The 21,648-nt window shown below is 47.2% G+C and carries 22 protein-coding genes; 14 read left to right on the top strand and 8 right to left on the bottom strand.

Annotated features, from left to right (window positions below; genetic code table 11):
* Nucleotides 1-175: 175 nt before the first annotated feature.
* From THEBA_RS08605 to THEBA_RS08580, 6 genes are read left to right on the top strand one after another with little or no spacing between them, the layout of a single operon-like run.
* Nucleotides 176-808: a GntR family transcriptional regulator gene (locus THEBA_RS08605; protein ID WP_041928173.1), complete on the top strand. Its 633-nt coding sequence runs from the start codon at nt 176-178 to the stop codon at nt 806-808.
* 30 nt (nt 809-838) lie between these two features.
* Nucleotides 839-2,083, top strand: coding sequence for an ABC transporter substrate-binding protein (locus THEBA_RS08600; RefSeq protein ID WP_014731259.1), 1,245 nt, complete (start codon nt 839-841; stop codon nt 2,081-2,083).
* 48 nt (nt 2,084-2,131) lie between these two features.
* Nucleotides 2,132-2,998 carry a carbohydrate ABC transporter permease gene (locus THEBA_RS08595; protein WP_014731258.1) on the top strand — a complete coding sequence of 289 codons (867 nt, stop codon included), beginning with the start codon at nt 2,132-2,134 and terminating at the stop codon, nt 2,996-2,998.
* A gap of 9 nt (nt 2,999-3,007) precedes the next feature.
* Nucleotides 3,008-3,850: a carbohydrate ABC transporter permease gene (locus THEBA_RS08590; protein WP_014731257.1), complete on the top strand. Its 843-nt coding sequence runs from the start codon at nt 3,008-3,010 to the stop codon at nt 3,848-3,850.
* Nucleotides 3,851-3,854: 4 nt separating this feature from the next.
* Nucleotides 3,855-4,667: a nucleoside phosphorylase gene (locus tag THEBA_RS08585; protein WP_014731256.1), complete on the top strand. Its 813-nt coding sequence runs from the start codon at nt 3,855-3,857 to the stop codon at nt 4,665-4,667.
* A gap of 6 nt (nt 4,668-4,673) precedes the next feature.
* On the top strand, nt 4,674-5,435 hold the full coding sequence (locus tag THEBA_RS08580) for an SDR family NAD(P)-dependent oxidoreductase (RefSeq protein ID WP_014731255.1): 762 nt from the start codon (nt 4,674-4,676) through the stop codon (nt 5,433-5,435).
* Between the two features lie 71 nt (nt 5,436-5,506).
* Here THEBA_RS08580 and THEBA_RS08575 read toward each other — a convergent pair whose 3' ends face one another.
* Nucleotides 5,507-6,691, bottom strand: coding sequence for a GNAT family N-acetyltransferase (locus THEBA_RS08575; protein WP_236609130.1), 1,185 nt, complete (start codon nt 6,689-6,691; stop codon nt 5,507-5,509).
* An 84-nt stretch (nt 6,692-6,775) separates the two neighbouring features.
* On the opposite strand from THEBA_RS08575, the gene THEBA_RS08570 reads away from it, so the two are divergent.
* The 3 genes from THEBA_RS08570 to THEBA_RS08555 all read left to right on the top strand — a co-directional run bounded on the left by THEBA_RS08570 (nt 6,776) and on the right by THEBA_RS08555 (nt 9,774).
* On the top strand, nt 6,776-6,925 hold the full coding sequence (locus THEBA_RS08570) for a hypothetical protein (protein ID WP_041928172.1): 150 nt from the start codon (nt 6,776-6,778) through the stop codon (nt 6,923-6,925).
* Nucleotides 6,926-7,655: 730 nt separating this feature from the next.
* On the top strand, nt 7,656-8,891 hold the full coding sequence (gene ltrA / locus THEBA_RS08565; RefSeq protein WP_014731253.1) for a group II intron reverse transcriptase/maturase: 1,236 nt from the start codon (nt 7,656-7,658) through the stop codon (nt 8,889-8,891).
* Between the two features lie 394 nt (nt 8,892-9,285).
* Nucleotides 9,286-9,774, top strand: coding sequence for a hypothetical protein (locus THEBA_RS08555; protein WP_014731252.1), 489 nt, complete (start codon nt 9,286-9,288; stop codon nt 9,772-9,774).
* Between the two features lie 88 nt (nt 9,775-9,862).
* Here THEBA_RS08555 and THEBA_RS08550 read toward each other — a convergent pair whose 3' ends face one another.
* Nucleotides 9,863-10,708, bottom strand: a complete 846-nt coding sequence (locus THEBA_RS08550; RefSeq protein ID WP_014731251.1) for a formate/nitrite transporter family protein — start codon at nt 10,706-10,708, stop codon at nt 9,863-9,865.
* A gap of 124 nt (nt 10,709-10,832) precedes the next feature.
* On the opposite strand from THEBA_RS08550, the gene THEBA_RS14700 reads away from it, so the two are divergent.
* Nucleotides 10,833-11,072, top strand: coding sequence for a hypothetical protein (locus THEBA_RS14700; RefSeq protein ID WP_041928170.1), 240 nt, complete (start codon nt 10,833-10,835; stop codon nt 11,070-11,072).
* Nucleotides 11,073-12,101: 1,029 nt separating this feature from the next.
* The gene (locus tag THEBA_RS08540; protein WP_014731250.1) at nt 12,102-13,667 is read left to right on the top strand and encodes a tetratricopeptide repeat-containing diguanylate cyclase; all 1,566 of its coding nucleotides are present in this window, start codon (nt 12,102-12,104) and stop codon (nt 13,665-13,667) included.
* 91 nt (nt 13,668-13,758) lie between these two features.
* On the opposite strand, the gene THEBA_RS08535 is transcribed toward THEBA_RS08540, so the two are convergent.
* The 3 genes from THEBA_RS08535 to THEBA_RS08525 are packed head-to-tail and all read right to left on the bottom strand — an operon-like array spanning nt 13,759 to nt 15,862.
* Nucleotides 13,759-14,490: an ABC transporter permease gene (locus THEBA_RS08535; RefSeq protein WP_014731249.1), complete on the bottom strand. Its 732-nt coding sequence runs from the start codon at nt 14,488-14,490 to the stop codon at nt 13,759-13,761.
* Nucleotides 14,487-15,452, bottom strand: a complete 966-nt coding sequence (locus tag THEBA_RS08530) for an ABC transporter ATP-binding protein (RefSeq protein WP_014731248.1) — start codon at nt 15,450-15,452, stop codon at nt 14,487-14,489. The genes THEBA_RS08535 and THEBA_RS08530 overlap by 4 nt, the downstream gene beginning before the upstream one ends.
* A gap of 59 nt (nt 15,453-15,511) precedes the next feature.
* A complete protein-coding gene (locus THEBA_RS08525; RefSeq protein WP_121526376.1) occupies nt 15,512-15,862 on the bottom strand; it encodes an ArsR/SmtB family transcription factor in 351 nt (116 codons plus the stop codon).
* 376 nt (nt 15,863-16,238) lie between these two features.
* Here THEBA_RS08525 and THEBA_RS08520 point away from each other — a divergent pair, with 376 nt between their 5' ends.
* Complete coding sequence (locus tag THEBA_RS08520) at nt 16,239-16,481, top strand: hypothetical protein (protein ID WP_014731246.1); 243 nt, start codon at nt 16,239-16,241, stop codon at nt 16,479-16,481.
* Nucleotides 16,468-16,905 carry a MarR family winged helix-turn-helix transcriptional regulator gene (locus THEBA_RS13755; protein WP_014731245.1) on the top strand — a complete coding sequence of 146 codons (438 nt, stop codon included), beginning with the start codon at nt 16,468-16,470 and terminating at the stop codon, nt 16,903-16,905. Before THEBA_RS08520 ends, THEBA_RS13755 begins: the two co-directional genes overlap by 14 nt.
* A gap of 18 nt (nt 16,906-16,923) precedes the next feature.
* Here THEBA_RS13755 and THEBA_RS08510 read toward each other — a convergent pair whose 3' ends face one another.
* From THEBA_RS08510 to THEBA_RS08500, 3 genes are all read right to left on the bottom strand, one after another.
* Nucleotides 16,924-18,162, bottom strand: coding sequence for an anaerobic sulfatase maturase (locus tag THEBA_RS08510; RefSeq protein ID WP_014731244.1), 1,239 nt, complete (start codon nt 18,160-18,162; stop codon nt 16,924-16,926).
* A gap of 40 nt (nt 18,163-18,202) precedes the next feature.
* A complete protein-coding gene (locus THEBA_RS08505; protein ID WP_014731243.1) occupies nt 18,203-19,813 on the bottom strand; it encodes an arylsulfatase in 1,611 nt (536 codons plus the stop codon).
* A 572-nt stretch (nt 19,814-20,385) separates the two neighbouring features.
* The gene (locus THEBA_RS08500) at nt 20,386-20,733 is read right to left on the bottom strand and encodes a hypothetical protein (protein ID WP_014731242.1); all 348 of its coding nucleotides are present in this window, start codon (nt 20,731-20,733) and stop codon (nt 20,386-20,388) included.
* A gap of 181 nt (nt 20,734-20,914) precedes the next feature.
* Between THEBA_RS08500 and THEBA_RS08495 the strand changes: the two genes are divergently transcribed.
* Nucleotides 20,915-21,424: a PH domain-containing protein gene (locus tag THEBA_RS08495; RefSeq protein WP_014731241.1), complete on the top strand. Its 510-nt coding sequence runs from the start codon at nt 20,915-20,917 to the stop codon at nt 21,422-21,424.
* The last annotated feature ends 224 nt before the right edge of the window (nt 21,425-21,648 follow it).

Genomic DNA, 21,648 nt, shown 5'->3' with positions numbered 1-21,648 from the left:
TGTTTCTGAAGATGAATAGTGTATATTAAGCTGTAGGACATCCTACAACATTCAAGAGGCGGTGCGAATGAGGGAGATAGGTATCGACCACAATTCCCATGTCTCACTTTCTGGGAAGATTCATAGCGAACTGAGAAAACTGATCTTGAATGGTGAACTCAAAGCAGGAGAGTGATTGCCCTCGGAACCGGACCTTGCTCATGAGCTTGGGGTTAGCAGGAATTCCCTGAGAGAAGCTATCGGCCTCCTTCAAAGAGAGGGTTTGCTACTTAAGAAGCATGGAATTGGGACTTTCGTTACAGATAGATATCCGATCATTAGGGGAGGAATCGAGAGGCTCTCAAGCATAGGGAGCTTTATCGAATCCCAGGGTCATTCTGCCAGAAGCGAGATAAGCCGATTCGATCAGTGTGTTTGCGAAGAAAAAATCTGTGAGTTCCTCGACCTGGAAGTCGGCTGTCTGGTTCATGTTCTTGAGACTACCAAATACGCTTCGGAAATGCCCGTTGCCGTTTGCATTGATTACATTCCGAAGTCCATAGTGAAAGATATAGATCCCGACAGAATTCACAATTCTGTCTTTGAGGGACTGGGTAAACACTATAATATCGATATCAGATATGCCGAGTGCGATTTAATTCCTTCAAGTTGTGACGAAGTCCTATCTGAAAGGCTCAAGGTCGACGTGGGTACTTCACTTCTCTTACTGGAGCAGATTCATTACGACGTTTTGGATAGAAAGGTTCTGTATTCGAAGAGTTACTTTCCGTCGGGAAAATTCACTTTCAAGCTCATCAGAAGACGTTGAGATAGATAGCTAAACAGGAGGTGTAGGGAAATGAGAAAGCTTTTACTGGTGACGGTTCTATTACTGGGTGTTATGCTTTCAGCCACAACCATTGAGGTCCTATGGATGGGGTGGCCCCAGGATCAGGTTATGCAGCTCGTCAATGCGTTCAAAGAAGAGACAGGAATCGACGTGGACATTCAACTGGTCCCCTTCGGCCAGCTCTTCCAGACGATTGAAGTCAGACTTGCGGCTGGCGACGGTACACCGGATGTGTATATTGTGGATGGTCCAAACACGGCCTCTTATGCGGCACGAGGTTATCTCCTTCCCCTGGATGAACACTTCAGCGATGAGGAGATGTCTGCGTGGTTCGATGCCTCTATAGAAGAGGGCAGCTATCAGGGCACTTTCTATTCGGTTCCTTACGGAACTTCATCGGCCGGCATATTCTACAATAAAGCTATCTTCGAGGAATACGGTGTTCCATTTCTGCCGGAGACAATAGAAGAGAGACTTACGTGGGAAGAGGTGGCCGAAATTGCGAAGAAACTCACCAAAGACACCAACGGTGACGGACTTACAGATATCTGGGGTCTTGTGATTGAACAGATAGACAGACCGTATCTGATCTTCCCCATGGTTCAGTCACTAGGCGCGAAAGTCCTTTCTGACGACGGTCTTGAATCTCAGGGATATATCACTTCAGATGAGTTCGTTGAAGGAACCACCTTCTACTGGAAACTCTTCAACGAATGGAAGGTCAGTCCCCAAGGGCTCAACGACTCGGCCATTTCACGAGAGTATTTCGGAACTGGCAGAGCCGCAATGATGCTTGGAAACGAGTGGAACTTGAGAAGGATGCTCCAGTATCCCGACGTGGATTATGGACTTTCCCCCTTCCCCTATTTCGAGGGCGGAGTTGCAGTCACCCCGACAGGCAGTTGGCATGTTGGAATTAACTCCAAGACAAAGAAGCTTGAGGAGGCTCTGGCCTTCACAAAGTATATTACCGGCAAGGAAGCTGTAATAACCTGGCACAAGCTGAACGGTATTGCACCGGCAAGGCCAGATGTTTACGAGGCCCTTCCCGAGGTTTTCGATAACCCAATGTGGCAGCTCTTCGTTAAAGAAATGGAGACCACCGCAGTCCCGAGACCTAGAACACCCGGATACTCTCAGTACGAGCTAATGCTGCGGGAGGCATTCAACTCTATTCACTACGGTGCCGATCCAAGAAGCACCCTTGAAGAGGTCGCCGTACGAATCGACAGAGAACTTAGAAAGTACAGATAGTTTTCCAGGGATCGTGCCTGAATCTAGATTATTCCGGATGGTGTGCAGATGTTTCGAAATAACAAAGTAGCGTGGCTTTTTGTTCTGCCCGCGCTGGTATTTCTTCTTGTATTCAAGATCTGGCCAATAGGCGTCTCGGTTATTGAGAGCCTTACTATGACGAGTTACACCGGGACAAAGTCATTCGTAGGGTTCGAAAACTATGAATACCTCTTCAAGCATGATCCCGTTTTCTGGAAATCCTTTTCTGTTACTCTCTTGTACTCGATAATCGTAAATCCCTTGATTGTCCTGACCTCATTGTTGATGGCGTTGCTTCTGAATTCCAGCCACTTCTTCACCAAGTTCTTCAGGACTGTCTTCTTCTTGCCGACGGCGATCTCGTTCGCCGTTGTCTCGGTAATCTGGATGATAGTCCTCGATCCGTATAACGGGCTGGCAAACAGCTTTCTGACCATGTTCGGCTTCAAACCTCAGCCCTTCTTCGCCTCTCCCGATCAGGCGCTTTGGGGGCTGATACTTCTTAACGTCTGGAGAAGCTCGGGCTACTGGATGATGTACTTCCTTGCAGGATTGCAGAACATTCCCGAGACGCTGTACGAAGCTGCCGAGATCGACGGGGCCTCAACTCTGAGGAAGACTTTCAAGATAACGTTGCCTCTGCTTACTAGGACCATTTCATTTGTTCTCGTCGCAAATACGGCCTTCAATTTTCTTAGTTTCGCGCCGGTCTACATAATTACCAAGGGCGGCCCCATGGGCTCGACAAATCTCCTGATGTACGAGTCTTACAAGAGCGCCTTCGTAAATCTCGACATGGGAAGGGCCTCTGCGATCACTACGATCTTGCTGGGAATCATCCTTGTTTTCAGTTTCTTCGAGCTGAGGTTTACAAGAGCTCGATTCGAGTATTGAGGTGGAATCATGAAGAAGCGAAGCCTTTGGAAAACACTTATTCTCTTTGCCGTTCTCGGCATTATAAGTCTTTTCTTTCTGATCCCACTCATCTGGGTCGTTGCATCCGCTTTGAGGCCTGCCAGTCCGCTCTACGAGTACGCCAATCCTCTGACCTGGAAGAGTTTCATTCCGACTCAACCGACGCTGGAGAATTTCGTACATATATTTGTGAACCTCAACTTTGGCAGGGCTCTCATGAACAGCCTTTTCGTTTCAGTCTCAACCATAGTTCTTACGGTCCTGGTTTCCTCCATGGCAGGCTTCGCGCTTGCGAAGTTCGAATTCAGAGGCAAGGCTGCGCTCTTCACAATAGTGCTGATAACCTTCATGGTTCCCTTCGAGTCTATTGTCATACCGCTTTATATACTCATAAAACAGCTACATATAGACAACACATACTGGGCGCTCATTCTTCCGGGCGTAGCCAACGGCCTTGCGATATTCCTTTTCAGGCAGTTCTTCTCTGAAGTGCCTTCAGAGATAATGGAAGCGGCAAGAATAGACGGCGCGTCCTGGTTCAGAATCTACTGGAGGATAGTCCTTCCGCTGAGCGTTCCGGCCATAGTCACGGTAATCGTAATGGTCTTCATGTTCCAGTGGAACTCGCTGTTCTGGCCTCTTGTAGCAACCCATTCAAGCAGATTCGAAGTTGTACAGGTAGCCATCGCCGCACATAGATCAACGGAAAATACAAGTTGGGCAAATCTCTTCAGCTCGGCCATCGCCGGCAGTCTGCCGCCGGTAATTCTCTTCCTGTTCCTCCAGAAGTACTTCGTAAGGGGGATAAGCGGAACGGGGTTGAAAGGATGATTTCATGAATAATTCGAAGAAGGCGAAAAACCACTTGCAGATTTCCAGCGACTCTATTCCCGAGATAGCTCTTCTGCCCGGTGATCCGGCAAGAGTATACGAGATCGCAGAGTGTCTGAGTAATGTGGAGGAAATAGGAAACAACAGAGACTACATAACCGTTACCGGAACCTATAAAGGCCTGCCGCTTACTGTATGTTCAAGCGGAATCGGAGGACCCTCGACTGAGATCGCAGTGGTCGAGCTAAACAGGCTGGGCGTTAAGACAATCATCCGTGTCGGAACCTCCGGAGGACTTGCCGACGATGTGAAACCGGGAGACTTGATTGTGCTTTCGAGTTGCATAAGATACTCGGGGACAGCAAACCTCTTCATTCCTGAGAACTTCCCCGCCGTAGCCGATTACCGGCTACTTACGGCGCTGATCTCAGCCTGTGAAGAGGCCGGAGTGGACTATCACGTGGGAATCGGTCTTTCACTCGATTCCTTCTATGCAACAAAGCCCGATCTCTTAAGAGAAGACTTCCCATCATCTATCTACGGAAAACTTGAAGAATGGATCGCGGCAGGTGCCTTGCAGCTCGACATGGAAGCGGCTACTCTCTATGTGCTTTCTTCTCTTCTGAAGATCAACGCCGCCGCCATATGCACCGCAGGATCCAACATCTCACGAGGTGAAAGACCGGAGACTCCTCCTTCGAACAAAAACGCTATAAGAGCAGCCTGCGAAGCAGCTTATAAATTCAATAACTGGAAAAAGATCTCAGTGAAGCGGGGGAGGAATTTCACCCTTCCTCCGATTGCAGAGCGGGGGTAATGAACAATGAGTGAGAGACTGACCGGAAAGACGGCCCTTATCTTCGGAGCTGGCAGAGTTGGAAGCTCCGCTGCCAATGCATTTGTAAACGAGGGTGCAAAGGTTATTCTGCTGGATAGAGACGAGGAAAGGCTCGAAGCTTTGAAGAAGAAACTTGAAGAATCGAGAAAGGGATTCTGTTCGACGATATGCGCAAACATAGACAGTCAAAGAGATGTGAATGAGATCTCAGATCTACTGGAAGAAAAGACATGGAAGGTCGACATCCTTTTTAACTGCCCAGCCTACATATACAGGGCACCATTTGTCGATCACCCAATAGAAGAGATTGACAAGCAGTGGCATGTCAATGTGAGAATAGTCTTCATGTTGTCGCAGGTTGTTGCTAAGATGATGTCGAAAAACGGCGGCGGAAAGATCATCAACCTGGCCTCGGTCGGAGGCCTCTTTCCGGAAAAGGAGCACGCAGGCCACTGCGCAGCAAAAGCGGGGATTATTGCGATTTCAAAGGTAATGGCGCTTGAACTAGCCTCGGCCAATATTCAGGTAAACGTCATTGCCCCCGGTCCAACAGAGACCGTTCCATTTACTTCTCCCTTCTATTCTCAACATCCCGAAGTACTGAAAAGAATAGAGGAAAAGACTCCGGCCGGGAGGATTGGTCATCCCGAAGACCATACAGGCCTCATGGTATTCCTGGCTTCGGATGAATCGAACTGGATAACGGGCCAGGTGATAATGTCCGACGGTGGACTTGGTTTGGTTTGATGCTACAAAGCATAGAAGAATAAGTATGCCCCGGATCGAGCCGGGGCATATTCATTGGTGTCAGGATAATACTAGAAGTGTTGAAGCTCGAAGGGCAAGCTCTTTGGAAGATCCTGACCTTTGTAGCCGTCCGATACCTTAACCCTGCCGAACTCTATCATCTCTTTGAAATTAGTGCTGCCGCCAACAACTGAAGACAAGGTCGAGATATCACACTCAAGATCAAAAGAGTCACTCGGCGAGAAGCTAAGTTCTCCATTCTCAACGCATAGTTCGAAAACTCCGTCGTTCCAGGATGCCTGACTGTCGTCGATTTTGATTCCGACCCGCATGTCCGGAGCATCGATTCTCAGACCATTTAGTAGCTGGAGGTCTACGATTCTGATCATAGTCCTGGGTACTATCTTCATCTCGGACGGCCTTTCCTTTAGATACGGCCAGAGAAGGAAATCAGGCGGAAGGAAGGCGTGGATCTGATCGATTTGAAGAGAAAGACCTTTCAAGAAACGGAACATTGCATGCCTTGTTTCGACATCGTCCGCAAGGAAGATCGTGACTAAAAACTTAAGTCCGCTGTCCTTGTCAAACTTATCGTAGAGAAAGACGTAGCGGAGCATCCCCGTAGTCCTTCCTTCTCGCTTGAACTTCACGAATTTCTTGGAAACATCGTTATCGGTTCGAAACTCGAAATCGCTTTTCCACATCTCTTCGTCTCTCAAGATCATGCTGTAGTGACTGCTTGCGTACTCGTTGTAGAACTCCCTGATTTCACCGTCGGCATCTTCCATCTCCTCAATCTTCACTTCGACCTTCTGATCGGGAAGATCTATAGAACCTGGGGAGAACTTCGCCCTGAGCATCGTGTCAAACTCCTCCCATCCGAGCTTTCTGTAGAAGCTCCTGCTAAAGGGATAGAGCAGAGATACGGCCTGCCCCTTCTCTCTCATAGTCTCGAGTGATTTCTGCAGAAGGAATTTGACTGCGCCCTTACCCCTGTAAAGGGGACTTGTACACACGTTGCCGATTCCACCCATCGGAATGACGGAATCTCTGAGTCGCATCTTCAAAGAAAGTAGAAGATACTCGGCGGCAAGAGTAGAACCGTCATAGGCCCCAAAGGGGTCCCTTAGATCGTTATTGAAGATCTCACCAGCATGTTTCGAAGCGACCCTCATCCAATTTTCTGTAATACCGAAAGAGAACTTCATAAGATCAAGATAATCCTTCTGATTGCTTATTCTCCTGCATTCAAACATCATTTCACCATCCCTGAATGTGGTGTAAAAATGATAGCATATCGCCGTCGTCGTACGAAGACCGTGGCTGGGGGTAGCAGGTTAGTGGCATCAAGATTAGAAGTGATGCTGCCTCCGGCAGGAAGTGAGGCTCGCTGGCGCGAGGAAGTGATGCCCGGAAGATCATCCGGGGAAGTGATGCTGGCGCTTACGTGCCAGGAGGCAAAAACCAAAGAAAAAGAGCATGCAAATTAAAGTGATCTGATCAGAACGAACTTATTTTGTCACTGAAGTGCTCTTGTTCAGGATCTGAGCTCTTGAAAAACCGTGGTCGGGGGTTGCGGGTTGGGGGTTGGAAAGAGCAAAGGATCAGTTGCAAGATGTAAGTTCCAAGTTGTAGTGTGCCAAGAAGGCGAAGAAGGAAACTTCTAGCCATGCTTAATTGAAGATGAGGGAGGGCCCCTCGAAGCCGCCATGCAGGTGGAGGCTTCAAACCGCCGTAAGCTGCTGTGGTAAAGAGCCATGGTAGTGAACGTTACGGGAAAAGGCGGGACAGTGATCCCGTCAGGTGAGTACCAGAGGAGACGAATACAAGTGAATCACCGTGAACGTGTCGTAAGAACTACTAGTGTCATCTAAACCGGGAGGTGCAACTATCCCGGGATAAGTCTGGAGGAAACCTGCTTACTGTCCAGATGGTGACCGGCATATAGGTGGCGTGACCCTGGTACAGGCTTCGATTAGGAACTTGGGAACCTGGATCTGGATGTTAAGGGAAAAGCCGCAAGTGGAAGAACCCACGAGGGTGAAAGTACCGATGCCAGATTCAGGGGCGGAACAGTCCGTAGTAGTGATGAAGCTCCTGTAATGGGAGTGGAGCGAAGGGACTGTGTTATCCAGTTTTGTAGGTTAGTCAACCAACTCTGTGCAGACAACCGAAAGGGAGGAACTGTGAACAGAGACAAGGAAGGAGCCAACAGACAAGATGAGGTCGTATGAAATCCCCAAGAAAGTAGTACTGGAAGCATTCAAGAAAGTGAAAGAGAACAGAGGGGCAGAAGGAATAGACGAGGTAAGCCTGGAAGAGTTCGAAGCCGATCTTGACAACAATCTCTACAAGATTTGGAATCGAATGACCTCGGGCAGTTACTTTCCACCTCCAGTAAAAGCTATAGAGATAGAAAAGAAGAGTGGAGGAAAGAGAGTACTGGGAATCCCCACGGTGGGGGACAGAGTAGCCCAGATGGTAGCCAAAATCTATCTAAATCCCCTGGTAGATCCATACTTCCATAAGGACTCCTACGGATACAGGGAGGGAAAGTCAGCGATAGATGCCCTTGAAGTAACGAGGCAGAGATGCTGGCAGTATGACTGGGTACTGGAATTCGACATTAAAGGACTGTTCGACAACATAGACCATGAACTACTAATGAGGGCAGTCAAGAAACATGTGAAGATTCCATGGCTAATACTCTACATAGAGAGATGGCTGAAAGCACCCTTTATGCAAGCGAATGGAAGAGTCGAAGAGAGGAGCAAGGGAACGCCACAGGGAGGGGTAATAAGCCCTGTACTGGCTAACCTCTTCATGCATTACGCCTTCGACAAGTGGATGGAGAGAACTCATCCGGATAAGCCCTTTGCCAGATACGCAGATGATGGAGTGATACACTGTAGAACTCTGGAGGAAGCCCGGCTTCTTCTTGAAAGTCTCAAAGAAAGAATGGAAGAATGCAAACTAAAGCTTCATCCAGAGAAGACCCGTATTGTCTACTGCAAAGACGATAAAAGGAAGGGCGAGTATCCAAATACAAGCTTTGACTTTCTAGGATACACCTTCAGAGTCCGTAGCTGCAAAGCCAGAAACGGGAGGATCTTCTACAGCTTCACCCCTGCAGTGAGTGAACAGGCAAAGAAGGCGATGAGACAGAAGATCCGGAGAATGAGACTTCAAACCAAGTCATACCTGAGTATTGAAGAACTCTCAGAAAGAATCAACCCGGTAATAAGAGGTTGGATAAACTACTATGGACACTTTCGCAGATTTGAGATGTATACAGTACTGAGTCAGCTAAACAAAGCCTTAGTTCAGTGGGTAAGAAACAAGTACAAGAAAAGGAGAGGTCGTACAAAAGCGGGTAAATGGCTAGAAACTCTTGCTCGCAGAGAGCCTCGTCTATTTGTACACTGGACAATGGGGATATTCTATACGGCTGGATAATGGGAGCCGGATGAATCGAGAGATTCAAGTCCGGTTCTGAGAGAGCCTGGGGGTGAAATCCCCCTGGGCTACTCACCAGTAAAAAGACCTAACAAAACGGGGCTCGGGTTTCGAGTCTGGGGTTTCGTGAACAAAACCGGCTCACCAATTCAGGGTTTCACTGTAACTGAGGAAGTTATCTCGATATCGGCTTTCGGAAGTCCCTTACTCTGTCATCCCGAACTTGTTTCGGGATCTGCTCTTCGGGAAACCGTGGCTGGGGGTAGCAGGTTGGTGGTTGGAAAGAGCTAAGTGAAACCGGTTCGCCGTTTAATGGTTCTCCGTTCTCCGAAGAAAACCTGTTCTTCATTCCTGATCAAAGTGAAAAAACGAGAGATTCTGAATCAAGTTCAGAATGACGGGATGCGACGTCTTCGAAAAAGCCGATAACTGTCATCCCGAACTTGTTTCGGGATCTGCACTTTTGAAGACCGCGTCGGGGTCGGAGGTTGGAAAAGCAAATGAAACTGGTCTGCCGTTTAATGGTTCTCCGTTCTCCGAAGAAAACCTGTTCTTCGTTCCAGAGAGAGGATCTGTTCTTCATGCGCTTTCGAAGGACGGGTTCATGGTTTTGGACGAAGGGCCAACGGTTGCTCTTTACAGCGCTCAGCGGGTTTTTACTCTTAAGCGTACAGCGATTCTTAGGATAGAGATGCTGAAACAAGTTCAGATGACGCCGAGAAAGGGGTTTCGATTACAGGATCGGGGCCTTGTGAACAGAACTGGCTTACCAATTCAAGGTTTTGCTGCAAATGAGGTAGTTATCCAGACAGCGGTTTTGGGAAGTCCCTCAAATTGTCATCCCGAACTTGTTTCGGGATCTGGGCGTCGACCTCACTATTAAATTAAGTACGCTGCCCTTTCTTATCGCTTTTCCAACAAATCAAATTTATACTTACGCTTTCTTTGAAGCTTACAGTCCGGGATCACCATTATTGTGCCGACTTTCCTTTCTTCAAGTAGACAAACCAGTAGATTGTACCGACAAAGAAAGCGCCTCCTACGATGTTTCCAAGAGTCACCGGTATTAGATTCTTCGTGAAGAGAGTTCCCCAGTTTAGATTGGCGATCTGCTCAGCACTGACTCCAAGAGAAATCGCGGCCTTGGCAAATTCTTCATTTGCCTTTGCGAGAATTCCTGCGGGAATATAATACATGTTTGCCACGGAATGTTCAAAGCCTGAGGTAATGAAAAGCCATATCGGGAAGAAGATGGCGAGAATCTTGCCGGCTATGTCTTTGGATGCGGATGCCATCCATATGGCTATGCAGACGAGCCAGTTGCACAAAATCCCCATAAAGAATGCGCTTTCGAAACTAAGACCCGTCTTATAAGCCGCAATCTTGATTGTATATCCACCCAGCAGACCTTCGGAAAAGCCGAGCTGGCCTGAATGGAGAACGAAGTAAGCTATAAGTAAGGAACCCGCAAAGTTTCCTAAGTAAACGAAGAGCCAGTTCCTGAACATAGAAACCCATTTCGACTTCTTTTGCAAACAGGAAATGACAATAAGACTGTTACCCGTGAAAAGCTCTGCTCCGGAAACGACTACCATCATAAGGCCCGTCGCAAATAATGCGCCTGCCAGGGTCTTGGAAAGTCCCACTGAACCGATAGTGTGTATCGCCACGTTGGACCCCTGCGCCGCAAATGCAATGAATGCACCGCCCAGAATACCCAGCACGAATTCCTTCACGATAGTCAAATTGGTTTTCGCAAAACCTATCTCGACAAAACTCTCAGCATTTTCCGAAGGACTTACAACAGACCTTTCCATTTCAAAAACCCCCTGTTATCTATACATCTGGAAACCATTCATACGGAACTTCCCGAAAAGCCGACAATGATGAGGGACACTTAGATGTTATCACACACTAAGAGTAGCAGCGATAAGAACTAGAGTGGGGATCATATTCAAGAAGGCAGTATCGACGCTTCTTTTCAGAGGAAAGAATCAGTTGCAAGACCGCGGTTGGTGGTCGGAGGTTGGTGGCATCAAGATCAGAAGTGATGCTGCCTCCGGCAGGAAGTGGGCTCTCTGGCGCGAGGAAGTGATGCCCGGAAGGTCATCCGGGGAAGCGATGCTGGCGCTTACACACCAGGAGGCAAAAACCAAAAAAAGAGCAAGCAAATTGAAGTAATCTCATCAGACGAACTCATTTTGTCAGTGAAGTGCTCCTGTTCAGGATCTGGGCTTTGGAGAAACCGTGGCTGGGCGTTCGAAAGTTCAAGAGAAACTAGTCGACCGTTGAGCGGTTCTCCGTTCATCGAGAAGAGCCGCTTCCCGCTTGCTAAGAAACGCTGAACGCTGGAAAGAGCGAGATTCTGAATCAAGTTCATGACGCCGAGAACGGGGTATCGATTACAGGGTATGGGTCTTGTGAACAGAACTGGCTTACAATTCAAGGTTTTGCTGCAACTGAGGAAGCCATCCCGACATCGGCTTTCGGAAGTCCCTTACTCTGTCATCCCGAACTTGTTTCGGGATCTGTTCCAAGAACGAAGAACCCGGACATGTACCGTCGAAGAACCCGTATTCTTGGCGGGGACGGTAGACCGTTGACGGGCAACGTGCTTTTCATGAGCGTACAGCGGTTCTTAGGATAGAGATGCTGAAACAAGTTCAGCATGACGCCGCGAACGAGGTTTCGATTACAGGGTATGGGGTCTCGTGAACAGAATCGGCCATCAGTTTAGGGTTTTTCTGTAATTGAGAAAGCTACCCCGACATCGGCTTTTGGAAGTCCCTTACTCTGTCATCCCGAACTTGTTTCGAGATTAATTCCAAGAACGAAGAGCCTGGACGCGTAGCGTCGGAACGAGGAACCGCGATTCTCGGCGGGGACGGTGGACCGTTGACGGACAGCGTGGTCTTCATCAGCGTACAGCGTGTACTCTCAAGCGTGAAGTGGCTTTTCTCGGCGAACCAGTTTCTCTTGCTCTTCCTACTTCTGACCACCGACGTCAAACCTCGGTAAACGATGGCATGAAATTGCTTGGTGAGTGTGGCATAGCTTTCAATCATATGAAATAACCTTGTGTAATCATGTAATAAATTATGCAATCGAACAATTTTCAAGTCACTCTCTGTTTGTTTGCAAGCGCTTCTAATTTCTGTATCGTTGAAGAAGAGCAAAGAATTTTGCACGGCAGATGTGTGGGAGGCAATGATGACCGAGAAGAGATCGATCAAAGAGATTATGAAAGCCTATTCAGAAGTCCCCGATAAGGATTTCCGGCAAAAGCTCAAAATTTTGAATGAGCTTTCTCAGACTATGTTCAAAGAGGGCAAGCCTCTTCTCGCATCGGAGACTGTTAAAGCCGAGCTTTCTAGAATTGAAGCCCCGGCATGTATCGAGCTGGCAAACATTACGCATAACATGATTAAGTACTCATGCGTTGTGGGCAATTATGATGCATCTATCGAGTATGCATTGAAGGCAGTTGACCTTTTCAAGGAGTTCGGAACGGCCGACGATGTCAACGACGTGATTGGAAACATTGGTGGCGTATATGTCTACATGGAGCGTTTTGAAGAATCTCTCGAGTACACCGACAAGGCTCTAGAATACGCTAGAGCAATAGGTGATGATCTCGCAGTAGCTAACTTTCAGAACAATAAAGCCGTCGCACTGAAAGGTCTGGAAAGATTTGAAGAAGCCATGGATTGCTTGAACAAGGCGATAGAAATAAAGCTCTCTCTACGAAAGAAAGCAGATCTCTGCAACAGCTACTTCAATCTCTCCGAAGTGCTGATCAGCGCGGAAAGGTATGACGAAGTTCCCGCGATCTTCAAGAAAACCGAACCTCTAGTCAAAGAAATCGAAGATCCTGCAGGGTCTGCTGAATTCGATTTTCTTAAGGCTCAGTACTACATGGGAACTGGCAACTATGCAAAGGCTCTGGAAAAAATCGAAAGTTATATAGAGTATCAGAAAGAGTCTGGAAGCATGTCGAAAGTGCCTGGCGCACTAAGAAATAAGATTAAGATTCATGAAGAGCTTGGAGAAGAGGGGCTGGCTCTCGAAACGTACAGGGAACTTGACCTCTTGTCCCAAAGAACTTACAAGGAAACCTGCAGTGCCAGGGCCGCTGAGCTGGCGGCTTCATTCAGATTTCAGCAGAAGATGCACGAAATACAGTTACTGAGCAATCAGAACTTAGAACTTCAGGAAGCAAAGACAACTATCGAAAAGCAATATGAAGAACTTCTCGAAATCGACAGCAAACTCAAGAAGGCAAATGAGCTACTCGAGAAACAGGCCGAGATAGATCCATTGACCGGCCTCCTCAACCAGAAGAAGATGTACCCCATAATAGAAAGAGAGATAAATAGAGCCACAAGATACGGGACTCCTCTATCCATGATCATGATAGATCTTGACAACTTCAAAAACGTCAACGATACTTATGGTCACCTGCAGGGGGACATCCTTCTCAAGAATGTGGCGGGCATAATCAGGTCTTCTCTAAGAAAGGTTGACTTCGTTTTCAGGTATGGTGGCGAGGAATTTCTTGTTCTTTTGCCCTCAAGCGATTTGCAAATGGCAAGTTCTACCGCAGATCGTCTCCGGGATGAGCTGGCCAAGACCACATATCCTAAGGTGACGATGAGCGCTGGTGTCTCCAGCTGGTCAGGCGAAGATGCGACTCATTTCATTCAAAAGACCGACCACCTGTTATACGCAGCGAAAGGCAAAGGAAAGAACAGAGTCGAATTTCAGAAAGGCTCTTGACAGAGTAATCGGCGCAGCTTCAACCGAAAAGAAGACATTGTACTTGGTCCCAAAGGATTACTGAAAAATCAGACTCATTTAACCCTGGACTCTAGTAGATCCATCTTCTCTCAATATTCCGCGTACTTATTAAAAAGAGCAGTGCGGCAAAGCCCAGCAATATAAAAACGCTCGCCAGAGGATCTATGATTCCATTTCTGTTTATAGCGTGTTTAAGAGAATCGGCACCATAGGTCAGTGGAAGGACGAAGGAAAATGGTCTCAAAAACGCCGGCAGATTCTCTATAGGGATGAAGAGACCACAAAGAAACATCATAGGAAAACGGAAGAAGTTAGAAAACGTCTGCGCTTCGAATACTTCGCTAGCCGAAACTGCTATGAAAAGACCAAGAAAGGTCGAAGTCACGGCAATTAGCAGCACACTAACTGAAACCAGGAACCAGTTTATTCCAGATAGGTCGACAATCAAGAGGGCAAAGAGAACCGGAACAAAAGCGTTGATAATTCCGAAAAGTATTGCCCCAGTGGTTTTTGCAAGCATTAGAAGCTTGAGGCTTATGGGAGCTAGAAGCAAGCGTTCAAATGACCTACTTTTTCGTTCGAAAGTTATCGTAACTGCAAGCATCGATGTAGTCCCAAAGAGAACGGAGAGAGCCATAACCCCCGGCAAAATGTCTCTTATTTCTACGTCGCTTCCCGATCGCACAAAGAACATGAGGGTCCATGAGATAGGAAACACAATTCCCCAGCTTATGTTTGGTGGCTTCAAATAGTAGTTCTTCATATCCTTCATAAGGATTGTCCAGTAGGCTACTCCACTCATTTTTTCTTCCCCTCTTTCTCTGTCTTCATCTTCTCAACCTCTATTCCGGTCACTTTAACAAAGACCTCCTCAAGGGACGGTCTGACTATCTTCGCCTCGTACACATCAATCCCACGGGAACCGAAGAAGCTCATAAACGGCATCAGTTTTATTGGCTCCAAAGAGGTTATTCTAAGTGTGTTACCAGGTCGGAGGTTTATAGTCACGTTGCTGAACTCTTCAATCAATTGCTTCTTGAGATCAACGGGATCACTTCCAAGAGTGAATTCAACAATATTTTCTCTCTGAGCTTCTTTCATCAGGTCGGCCACGGTACCTATCTTTACAATTCTTCCCCCGACGATGAAACCAATCCTATCGCACAACCTTTCGGCCTCTTCTATGTAATGCGTGGTCAGAAAGATCGTGGTTCCCCGGTCGTTCAGTTCTCTTACCAAAGACCTTATCTGCCTTGCGCTTTCGACGTCGATACCTGTAGTGGGTTCATCGAGGAAGAGAATCTCTGGATCGTGAATTAAGCCCGCGGCGATCGTGAGCTTTCTTTTCATCCCCTTTGAAAAAGCCTTGAAAGGTCTCTTTCCTGTATCATCAAGACCAAACTGCTTCAGCAGAGACCTCGCCTTTTCTTCTCTTTCAGACTTTCTAACCCCATAGAGAGCCGAACAGAAGACAAGGTTCTCATAGCCGCTAAGATCATCGTAAAGGTTGCTCTCATCAGGAACAATCCCGATCAATCTCTGAACCTTCTTGATCTCTCTGATACCGTCTTTGCCTGCAATATCGATCCTTCCCGAAGTGGGTCTTGCCAGACCCGTGAGCATGTTTATCGTAGTAGTCTTTCCGGCTCCGTTAGGTCCAAGGAAACCGAATACCTCTCCCTTTTCAACCGAGAAGTCGATACTTTTCACGGCAGTGAAGCCGTTGTAGTTTTTTGAAAGGCCGGAGACTTCAATAATTCCCAAAGCGATTACCCCCCAAACTTGTATATTTCACCAAATCCCTATAGACTTATCCTAGAAACCTAATCGCTTTCCCCACTGGAGTCCAAACTACCGCTAATCGATTCCTGCAGAATTGCAATGCTGTCAGAGAGAAGAGTATCTGAAGATTCTTCACAGAGCTCAGCAAGTTGATTCGACAACTCCTTCAACTTTCCTCTGTCCACAGAATAATGGGTGAAATATCCTTTCTTATGACCCTTGACAAGATGCGCGCTCCGAAGCACCTTAAGATGCTGAGAGACGGCTGGCTCGGAAATACCGAGTCTTCTTGAAAGAGCTCTAACGCAGAACTCCCTCCGAAGAAGCAGCTTAATAATTTCGTACCTTGTATTATCTGCAAGTGCCTTCAATACATTGATTTCGAGATTCACAAAAATGTTTTCTCCAATCCAATTAAGTGAATACTTAACCAAATTCTAGTCCATTTTTTCTACTCTTTCAACTAAGGGTCGCCCACGTTTTCTCATGTCTGCTTATTTCCTCAAGTGCTTTCTTCTAGCGGTCATGTCTATCTACCGACTGGTGTCTCACAAAAAACTCTTTGTTTCTCATTCAATACTGATTATCGTAATCATGATTATTATTAATATCGGTGTTGAATGAAGAAGGTGAATCTGATATGAATGACTGCTCATGCAGAGAAACGAAGTGCGAGTTCCACGGTATATGCGACAGATGCCGGGAAAAACACGAAAGACTCGGGTCGCTTCCTGCCTGTGAAAGGAAGAGAAGGAGGAATCGGAGGAAATGAGAAAACTGATCAACCGCATCCTGTTGGCTGTGGCGCTTTCTCCGCTCGTACCAGCGATTGTCACGCTTTTCCCGTGGGAAGCTTCAAAGCCAAACTGCGTCGGCTACTATTCTGTCTGCTCTTTTGCACCGTATAGCTCCATTATTCTTGCAGGGATTGCATTTGCTACTCTAGGACTTGTTATAGCAACCAAGAGGCTGCTGAAGAGGTTTCTGAGGTTGTCCGATGATCTTCGATGACAAGATTGGAAGCCTATTCGAGAAAATTGCTTCGTTGCACATAAACCTCAGCAGACATGCACGGCTTGCCCTGGAACCTCATGGTATTACCTACCCACAGTTCGGCGCACTGCTCGTTCTTTCAAGCCGCGGAGAGATGACCCAGAAGCAGCTCTCCTCACATCTCGAAACGGACACAACGAACACCATGGTGATATGTGTCGGACTGGAGAAGAAGCAGCTCATAACGAGAGAACAGTCCTCTGAAGACAAGCGGGCAAACATCGTCTCAATAACAGCAAAGGGAAGAGAGATATTTCAAAAGTCCATGGCAGTGCTTAGAGAGAGCTATGGTCCGACTGCTAATTCAATTTCGGAGAAGAAAAGAGACACGGTGAACTCAGTCCTGGACAAGTTACTTGAATCACTGAACACACTTCGGTAAGATGAGTTCCGGACTCTCTCACTTTCTCGACCGATACTCTTCGGCAAGCTTTTTCATGTATGGATCTATATGGGAGAAGTATTTTTTCAGTCCGGAGCAAAGGTAGTTCAGTCCCGGTTCTCCGTCTGGCGTTTTGACAAATCTGTTCTTCGGGCATTCTCCGTGACAGGCGAAAAGGTATTCGCACTTGTTGCAGTATTCCGGCAGTGTGGCAGCTTTCGAAACCCCGAAGACAGTCTGTGATGTCAAAGTCACCATTTCGAGCAACCTCCGGTCCTTAATGTTTCCGAGCCTGTGCTCGGGATAGACAAAGTGATCGCAGGAGTACAGGCTTCCATCGGCCTCCAGCGCAAGTGCCTTTCCGCAAGTTTCAGAGAAGATGCACAACGATGCCTCCATCCCGAGCCACTGGGCAAGGGCACACTCAAAGAGGAAGACAAAAACCTTGCCAATATCCTCCCTGTACCAGATATCGAAAACCCCGTTGAGAAAACTCCCGTAGTCTTCAGGAACGACCGACCAGTCGGCAACGAGCGAAGCGTGCTTACCTGGCAGGGCTTCAGTAGATCCTGTAATCGGCATACTGTCTTCGGGAATGAATGTAGTGGGCGAACTTTTGAATACCTTCGGTTCTGCTATAGGGATGAACTGCATTCTGGTTGAACCGGCTGTATCCCTCAAAAAGCGATACACCTCTCCAGGATACTTCGCGTTTATTCTGTTAACCGCGGTCAGGGTATTGAAAAGAATCTCGTACTTGTGCAAAAGTCTTACAGCATTGAGGACCTTCTGGAAGGTCGGACCGCCGCTCCTGCTTTTTCTGTAGACGTTATGCAGTCTCTCCGGGCCGTCGATGCTTATTCCAACGAGAAAGTTGTGTTCTTTGAGAAACGAGCACCACTTTTCATCCAGCAGCGTTCCGTTTGTCTGGAGATCGTTGGCAATCTTCTTGCCCGGAGGACAGTAAAGCCTCTCGTAATCGACAACCTTTTTGAAGAAGTCGATTCCAAGTAGTGTGGGCTCCCCTCCCTGCCAGGTGAAGACTATCTCTGGAACTGTCTGTGAGTTGATGTATTCATAGATGAACCTCTCCAGGACCTCGTCGCTTATAACGTTTCTGCTGTTTATAAGCTCCTGTTTATGCAAATAAAAGCAGTAGGCGCAGTCGAGATTGCATAGGGCTCCCGTGGGTTTGACCATAACGTGAAACGCATTTATACTTTCCCTCGTTCTCCTATCGACTGCGCCCTCTGCCATTTACTGCTCTCCCTCTATGCGAGCTATTTCCTTATTCGTTCTAGTGACCCGTAATGATTTCAACTACAGGTGGATATTCAAGGAATGTGTCAATATGTTTCTTCATGGCTTCCAAGAAGAGATCTGTGAAAACCAGTTTTCTTATGGAGACGTTGTGTTCTTCCTTCGGATCCAGATAGAGATTGTACAGGTGATAATACGGGAAGGCCATTATGTAACCGGTAAAGCCTCCGGGATTAACGATTCCCTCTCCCGAATCCGATTCGGCAAACTGTACGTATTTGTACTCGGCTACCCTTACGGCAGAGAAGTAGCTCATAAGCCAGTAGTAGATGTACTTCCTGTTTGAGAGTCCCTCCTCGGCTAGGAGGAATGAAGTCTGGTCTACTCCGTCGATAAACCTGTCTGTAGGGATAGAATCGGTTGCGCCCGCAAGTGTAAGGCATGTATTGAAGATATCGGCAATGTCGAAGAGGCCGTCGGAGGCCCGTCCAGGTTCTATCATTCCCTTCCAGTAGAAGATTGCGGGTACTCTGACGCCACCTTCCCAGGTTGAACCTTTCGCACCTCTAAACGGCGAATAAGCGCTGTCCGGCCATGATTCCATCTCTGGGCCGTTGTCGGACGCGATGAAAATCAGTGTGTTCTCGAGTTGTCCAGTTCTCTCGAGCGCTGCGACCAGCTCACCCAGTATGTCGTCAAGTTCGACTATTGTGTCTTTGTAAACCTGCTTGGCCGGAGACGACCCCTCATACTCGTCTCTGGGATAGTTGTCAAAGTGAGCTCCCCTCGTGCAGTGGTAAAGGAAGAACGGCTGGTCGCTATCGGCCATCTTTTCAATAAATTCAATCGAGTAGTCTTTCCAGTACTCGTCTAGATGTGAAGATACCTCGATATCTATCTCTTTAACCTGTTCGATTGTGCCGCCCTTTTCTGCGTGAACCCAGTACTTCTCGAAAGCCCACTCCCGTATCATCTCGGTTCTCTCTTCGCTGGTGGCAATTTCGGGGTAGAAGTATGGATCCCGCCACTCTGTGTACAGGTCCGACACACTGAGAAAACCCGAGAAGTCATCAAATCCAACGTTTTGAGGCTGAGAACCGGGATTCTCTCCCATGTGCCATTTTCCAACAGCTTGAGTAACGTAACCGGCATCGCTCAACAACTGGGCAAGTGTAACTGCATTTGTCAGTCCTCCGGGCTCGTTGTACAGCGTTGGCCTTAGTATTCCATGCCTGACTGGGAGCTGTCCCGTAAGAAGAGTCGCCCTGGTTGGTGAAGAAGAAGGTTGCGAATAAGCAGAAGTAAGCATGAGTCCGTCTCTTGCAAGTGCATCCATGTTTGGAGTCGGCGCTCCTACAGCGACACCTCCACCATAAACACCAAGGTCCCCCCAACCGACATCATCCATTAGGTATACAAGTATGTTGGGCCGTTTCCCAGTTCTGCTCTCAAATTCGGCCAACTTCGCCATTGCTTCTTCTCTCTGCTCCGGATGAGGTAATACCTCCTCCAGATTCGGGGCCGGCTTCACGGTTTCGAGCGGCATAGTGTCTTCATAGTTGGCCGCAAGCGCAGATGTGAGAGCGAGAGCGCTTCCGGTGGCTCCAATAAGCACTTTTCTCAGTAACCTGGAACTTTGAATTTCCATACAACCATCTCCTCTTGGATTCACTTTCTAATAACCTTTCTGGAAGTGAAAAACCACGAAATAATTTTTGAAAGCAGCATTCCGGGACCGTTCTCGGATAACCTTATTGGCATAGAAGAAAACGATCGAAGATAGTTAATATAGTCACAAGATAAATGCCTTCAAGATACTATCATAAAGACCTTCGAAATCAGAGCAAATGCCAGATATCTACTCGAAGAAAACTTCGCGCTTCGAATAATGAACAAATGCAAGCCAAATCTCTTTCATTGACTACTCCTGGCAGGTTCCAGATATCTGCAATAACTCGCTTATGAAGAGATCTTCGGAAATTAACACGTTTTGACATCTAAAATTTGCAAAGCAATAGCGGAAAGAAAAAGTGATAAGGTCGTTTGAGTTATATTGATTAAACTTGCTTGCCCTGACTAGAACCGGTGAAATATAATGCTTGGATTCGGAATCTACCGTACAAAAGAAAACTCCCAGACCGAAGTTTGAAAGTTATAGTTTCAGGAATAATACTAGCTTTTTTGTATCAGGGCGGCCGTACTTAAGCCGTAAGTACAAGGCTACTTATACAGGAAGCCATCGCTGATGAGATCGCCGAAATTATCGTATATCTTTATCCGCAATGTGCCGTAGTTTATCATTTCGGCCTGAATGGTTCTCTCGATCCAATAGGAGTCGTACCAGCCGTACTCTCCGACAAAACTCCGGTTGGCTCTTCTACTTACTATGTCCACGTTGTACGGGTCATTGTCGAAAGATATCCATCCGGTATTGTTCGAGTTCACTATGAGAACAACATTGTGGTTCCCATAATAATCATTCAGAACACCACTCCACGTTCCGTCTAGCATGTCGTCAAATGAAAAACATCCGCCAAGCAGCAATACCATAATCACGGCTAGAGACACCAGGTATTGCTTCTTCATGGAGGTCGAACGGCGTTACGATAGAAGTTTTGCAGTTTGAACCCTTCAGATAAAGAGCTCTCTGTCCGAACCGCCACAAAGTCATGATGTCAACGATCATATGAAGATCAGGAGCACTCGAATGTGTAATAATTGAATCGAATTTCTTGTGAGGAGGCAAGATATGGAGACAATCGTGTTCAAGTTTTCATTACCCACATCTGCGATTATGCTGAATATTGGAATCGTTGTTTTTGTTGCGGTGATATTCGTTTTCTCTCTATTCAAGACAAAGGGCTGGCAGAAGACTATTTCACTAATAATCATAGGCAGTCTGTTCGTCTTCTTCATATTTCTCTTCCTGATATTTCCATTCACAAACGCCGTGAAATTTGACGGCGAAAACGTTGTTCTGAATGCACTTCCCTTCGGAAGAAAGACGATAGCAATAGATTCAGCTGAAATCGTTGGAATTATCGACTGGACTGAAGAGAGGGACTTCGAGCCGACGGTAAGAACCAACGGAGCATCTACAGGCCTATACAAAGTGGGCTGGTTCCGACTCAGAAATGGCTCCAAGGCCTTCATCATGACTGCAAGATCGAAAGCCTTCGTCATGAAATCCGAGGATATTTACTACTTGATCTCTCCGGATGAGCTTCAGGAATTTGCCGATGTAATTTATTCAAATTAGGAATGCTTTATTGTAAGAAACGTGTTAGGGGGTAACGGGTTTGTGGCATCAAGATCAGAAGTGAGGCCGACTTCGTCTGGAAGTGATGCTCGCTAGCGCAAGAAAAGACACCCTCTCCTCTCTGGTCGTAAAACGTTGTGAAAAGGCGTCCTTCGAGAAGGAAAGAGCCACCTGGATAAGAAACACTGAAGGCTTACGCTGGAAAAATGCTTCTTCGACACTTT

This window comes from Mesotoga prima MesG1.Ag.4.2 (genome assembly GCF_000147715.2).
In the GTDB taxonomy this organism is placed as follows: domain Bacteria; phylum Thermotogota; class Thermotogae; order Petrotogales; family Kosmotogaceae; genus Mesotoga; species Mesotoga prima.
This window is presented reverse-complemented; position numbering and strand designations above follow the sequence as displayed.

Excerpts from the sequence above, each read along its gene's own strand:
- THEBA_RS08600 (WP_014731259.1), top strand. The coding sequence starts at position 839 with ATGAGAAAGCTTTTACTGGTGACGGTTCTATTACTGGGTGTTATGCTT.
- THEBA_RS08595 (WP_014731258.1), top strand. The coding sequence starts at position 2,132 with ATGTTTCGAAATAACAAAGTAGCGTGGCTTTTTGTTCTGCCCGCGCTG.
- THEBA_RS08590 (WP_014731257.1), top strand. The coding sequence starts at position 3,008 with ATGAAGAAGCGAAGCCTTTGGAAAACACTTATTCTCTTTGCCGTTCTC.
- THEBA_RS08585 (WP_014731256.1), top strand. The coding sequence starts at position 3,855 with ATGAATAATTCGAAGAAGGCGAAAAACCACTTGCAGATTTCCAGCGAC.
- THEBA_RS08580 (WP_014731255.1), top strand. The coding sequence starts at position 4,674 with ATGAGTGAGAGACTGACCGGAAAGACGGCCCTTATCTTCGGAGCTGGC.
- THEBA_RS08575 (WP_236609130.1), bottom strand. The coding sequence starts at position 6,691 with ATGTTTGAATGCAGGAGAATAAGCAATCAGAAGGATTATCTTGATCTT.
- ltrA (WP_014731253.1), top strand. The coding sequence starts at position 7,656 with ATGAGGTCGTATGAAATCCCCAAGAAAGTAGTACTGGAAGCATTCAAG.
- THEBA_RS08555 (WP_014731252.1), top strand. The coding sequence starts at position 9,286 with ATGACGGGATGCGACGTCTTCGAAAAAGCCGATAACTGTCATCCCGAA.
- THEBA_RS08550 (WP_014731251.1), bottom strand. The coding sequence starts at position 10,708 with ATGGAAAGGTCTGTTGTAAGTCCTTCGGAAAATGCTGAGAGTTTTGTC.
- THEBA_RS08540 (WP_014731250.1), top strand. The coding sequence starts at position 12,102 with ATGACCGAGAAGAGATCGATCAAAGAGATTATGAAAGCCTATTCAGAA.
- THEBA_RS08535 (WP_014731249.1), bottom strand. The coding sequence starts at position 14,490 with ATGAGTGGAGTAGCCTACTGGACAATCCTTATGAAGGATATGAAGAAC.
- THEBA_RS08520 (WP_014731246.1), top strand. The coding sequence starts at position 16,239 with ATGAGAAAACTGATCAACCGCATCCTGTTGGCTGTGGCGCTTTCTCCG.
- THEBA_RS13755 (WP_014731245.1), top strand. The coding sequence starts at position 16,468 with ATGATCTTCGATGACAAGATTGGAAGCCTATTCGAGAAAATTGCTTCG.
- THEBA_RS08510 (WP_014731244.1), bottom strand. The coding sequence starts at position 18,162 with ATGGCAGAGGGCGCAGTCGATAGGAGAACGAGGGAAAGTATAAATGCG.
- THEBA_RS08505 (WP_014731243.1), bottom strand. The coding sequence starts at position 19,813 with ATGGAAATTCAAAGTTCCAGGTTACTGAGAAAAGTGCTTATTGGAGCC.
- THEBA_RS08495 (WP_014731241.1), top strand. The coding sequence starts at position 20,915 with ATGGAGACAATCGTGTTCAAGTTTTCATTACCCACATCTGCGATTATG.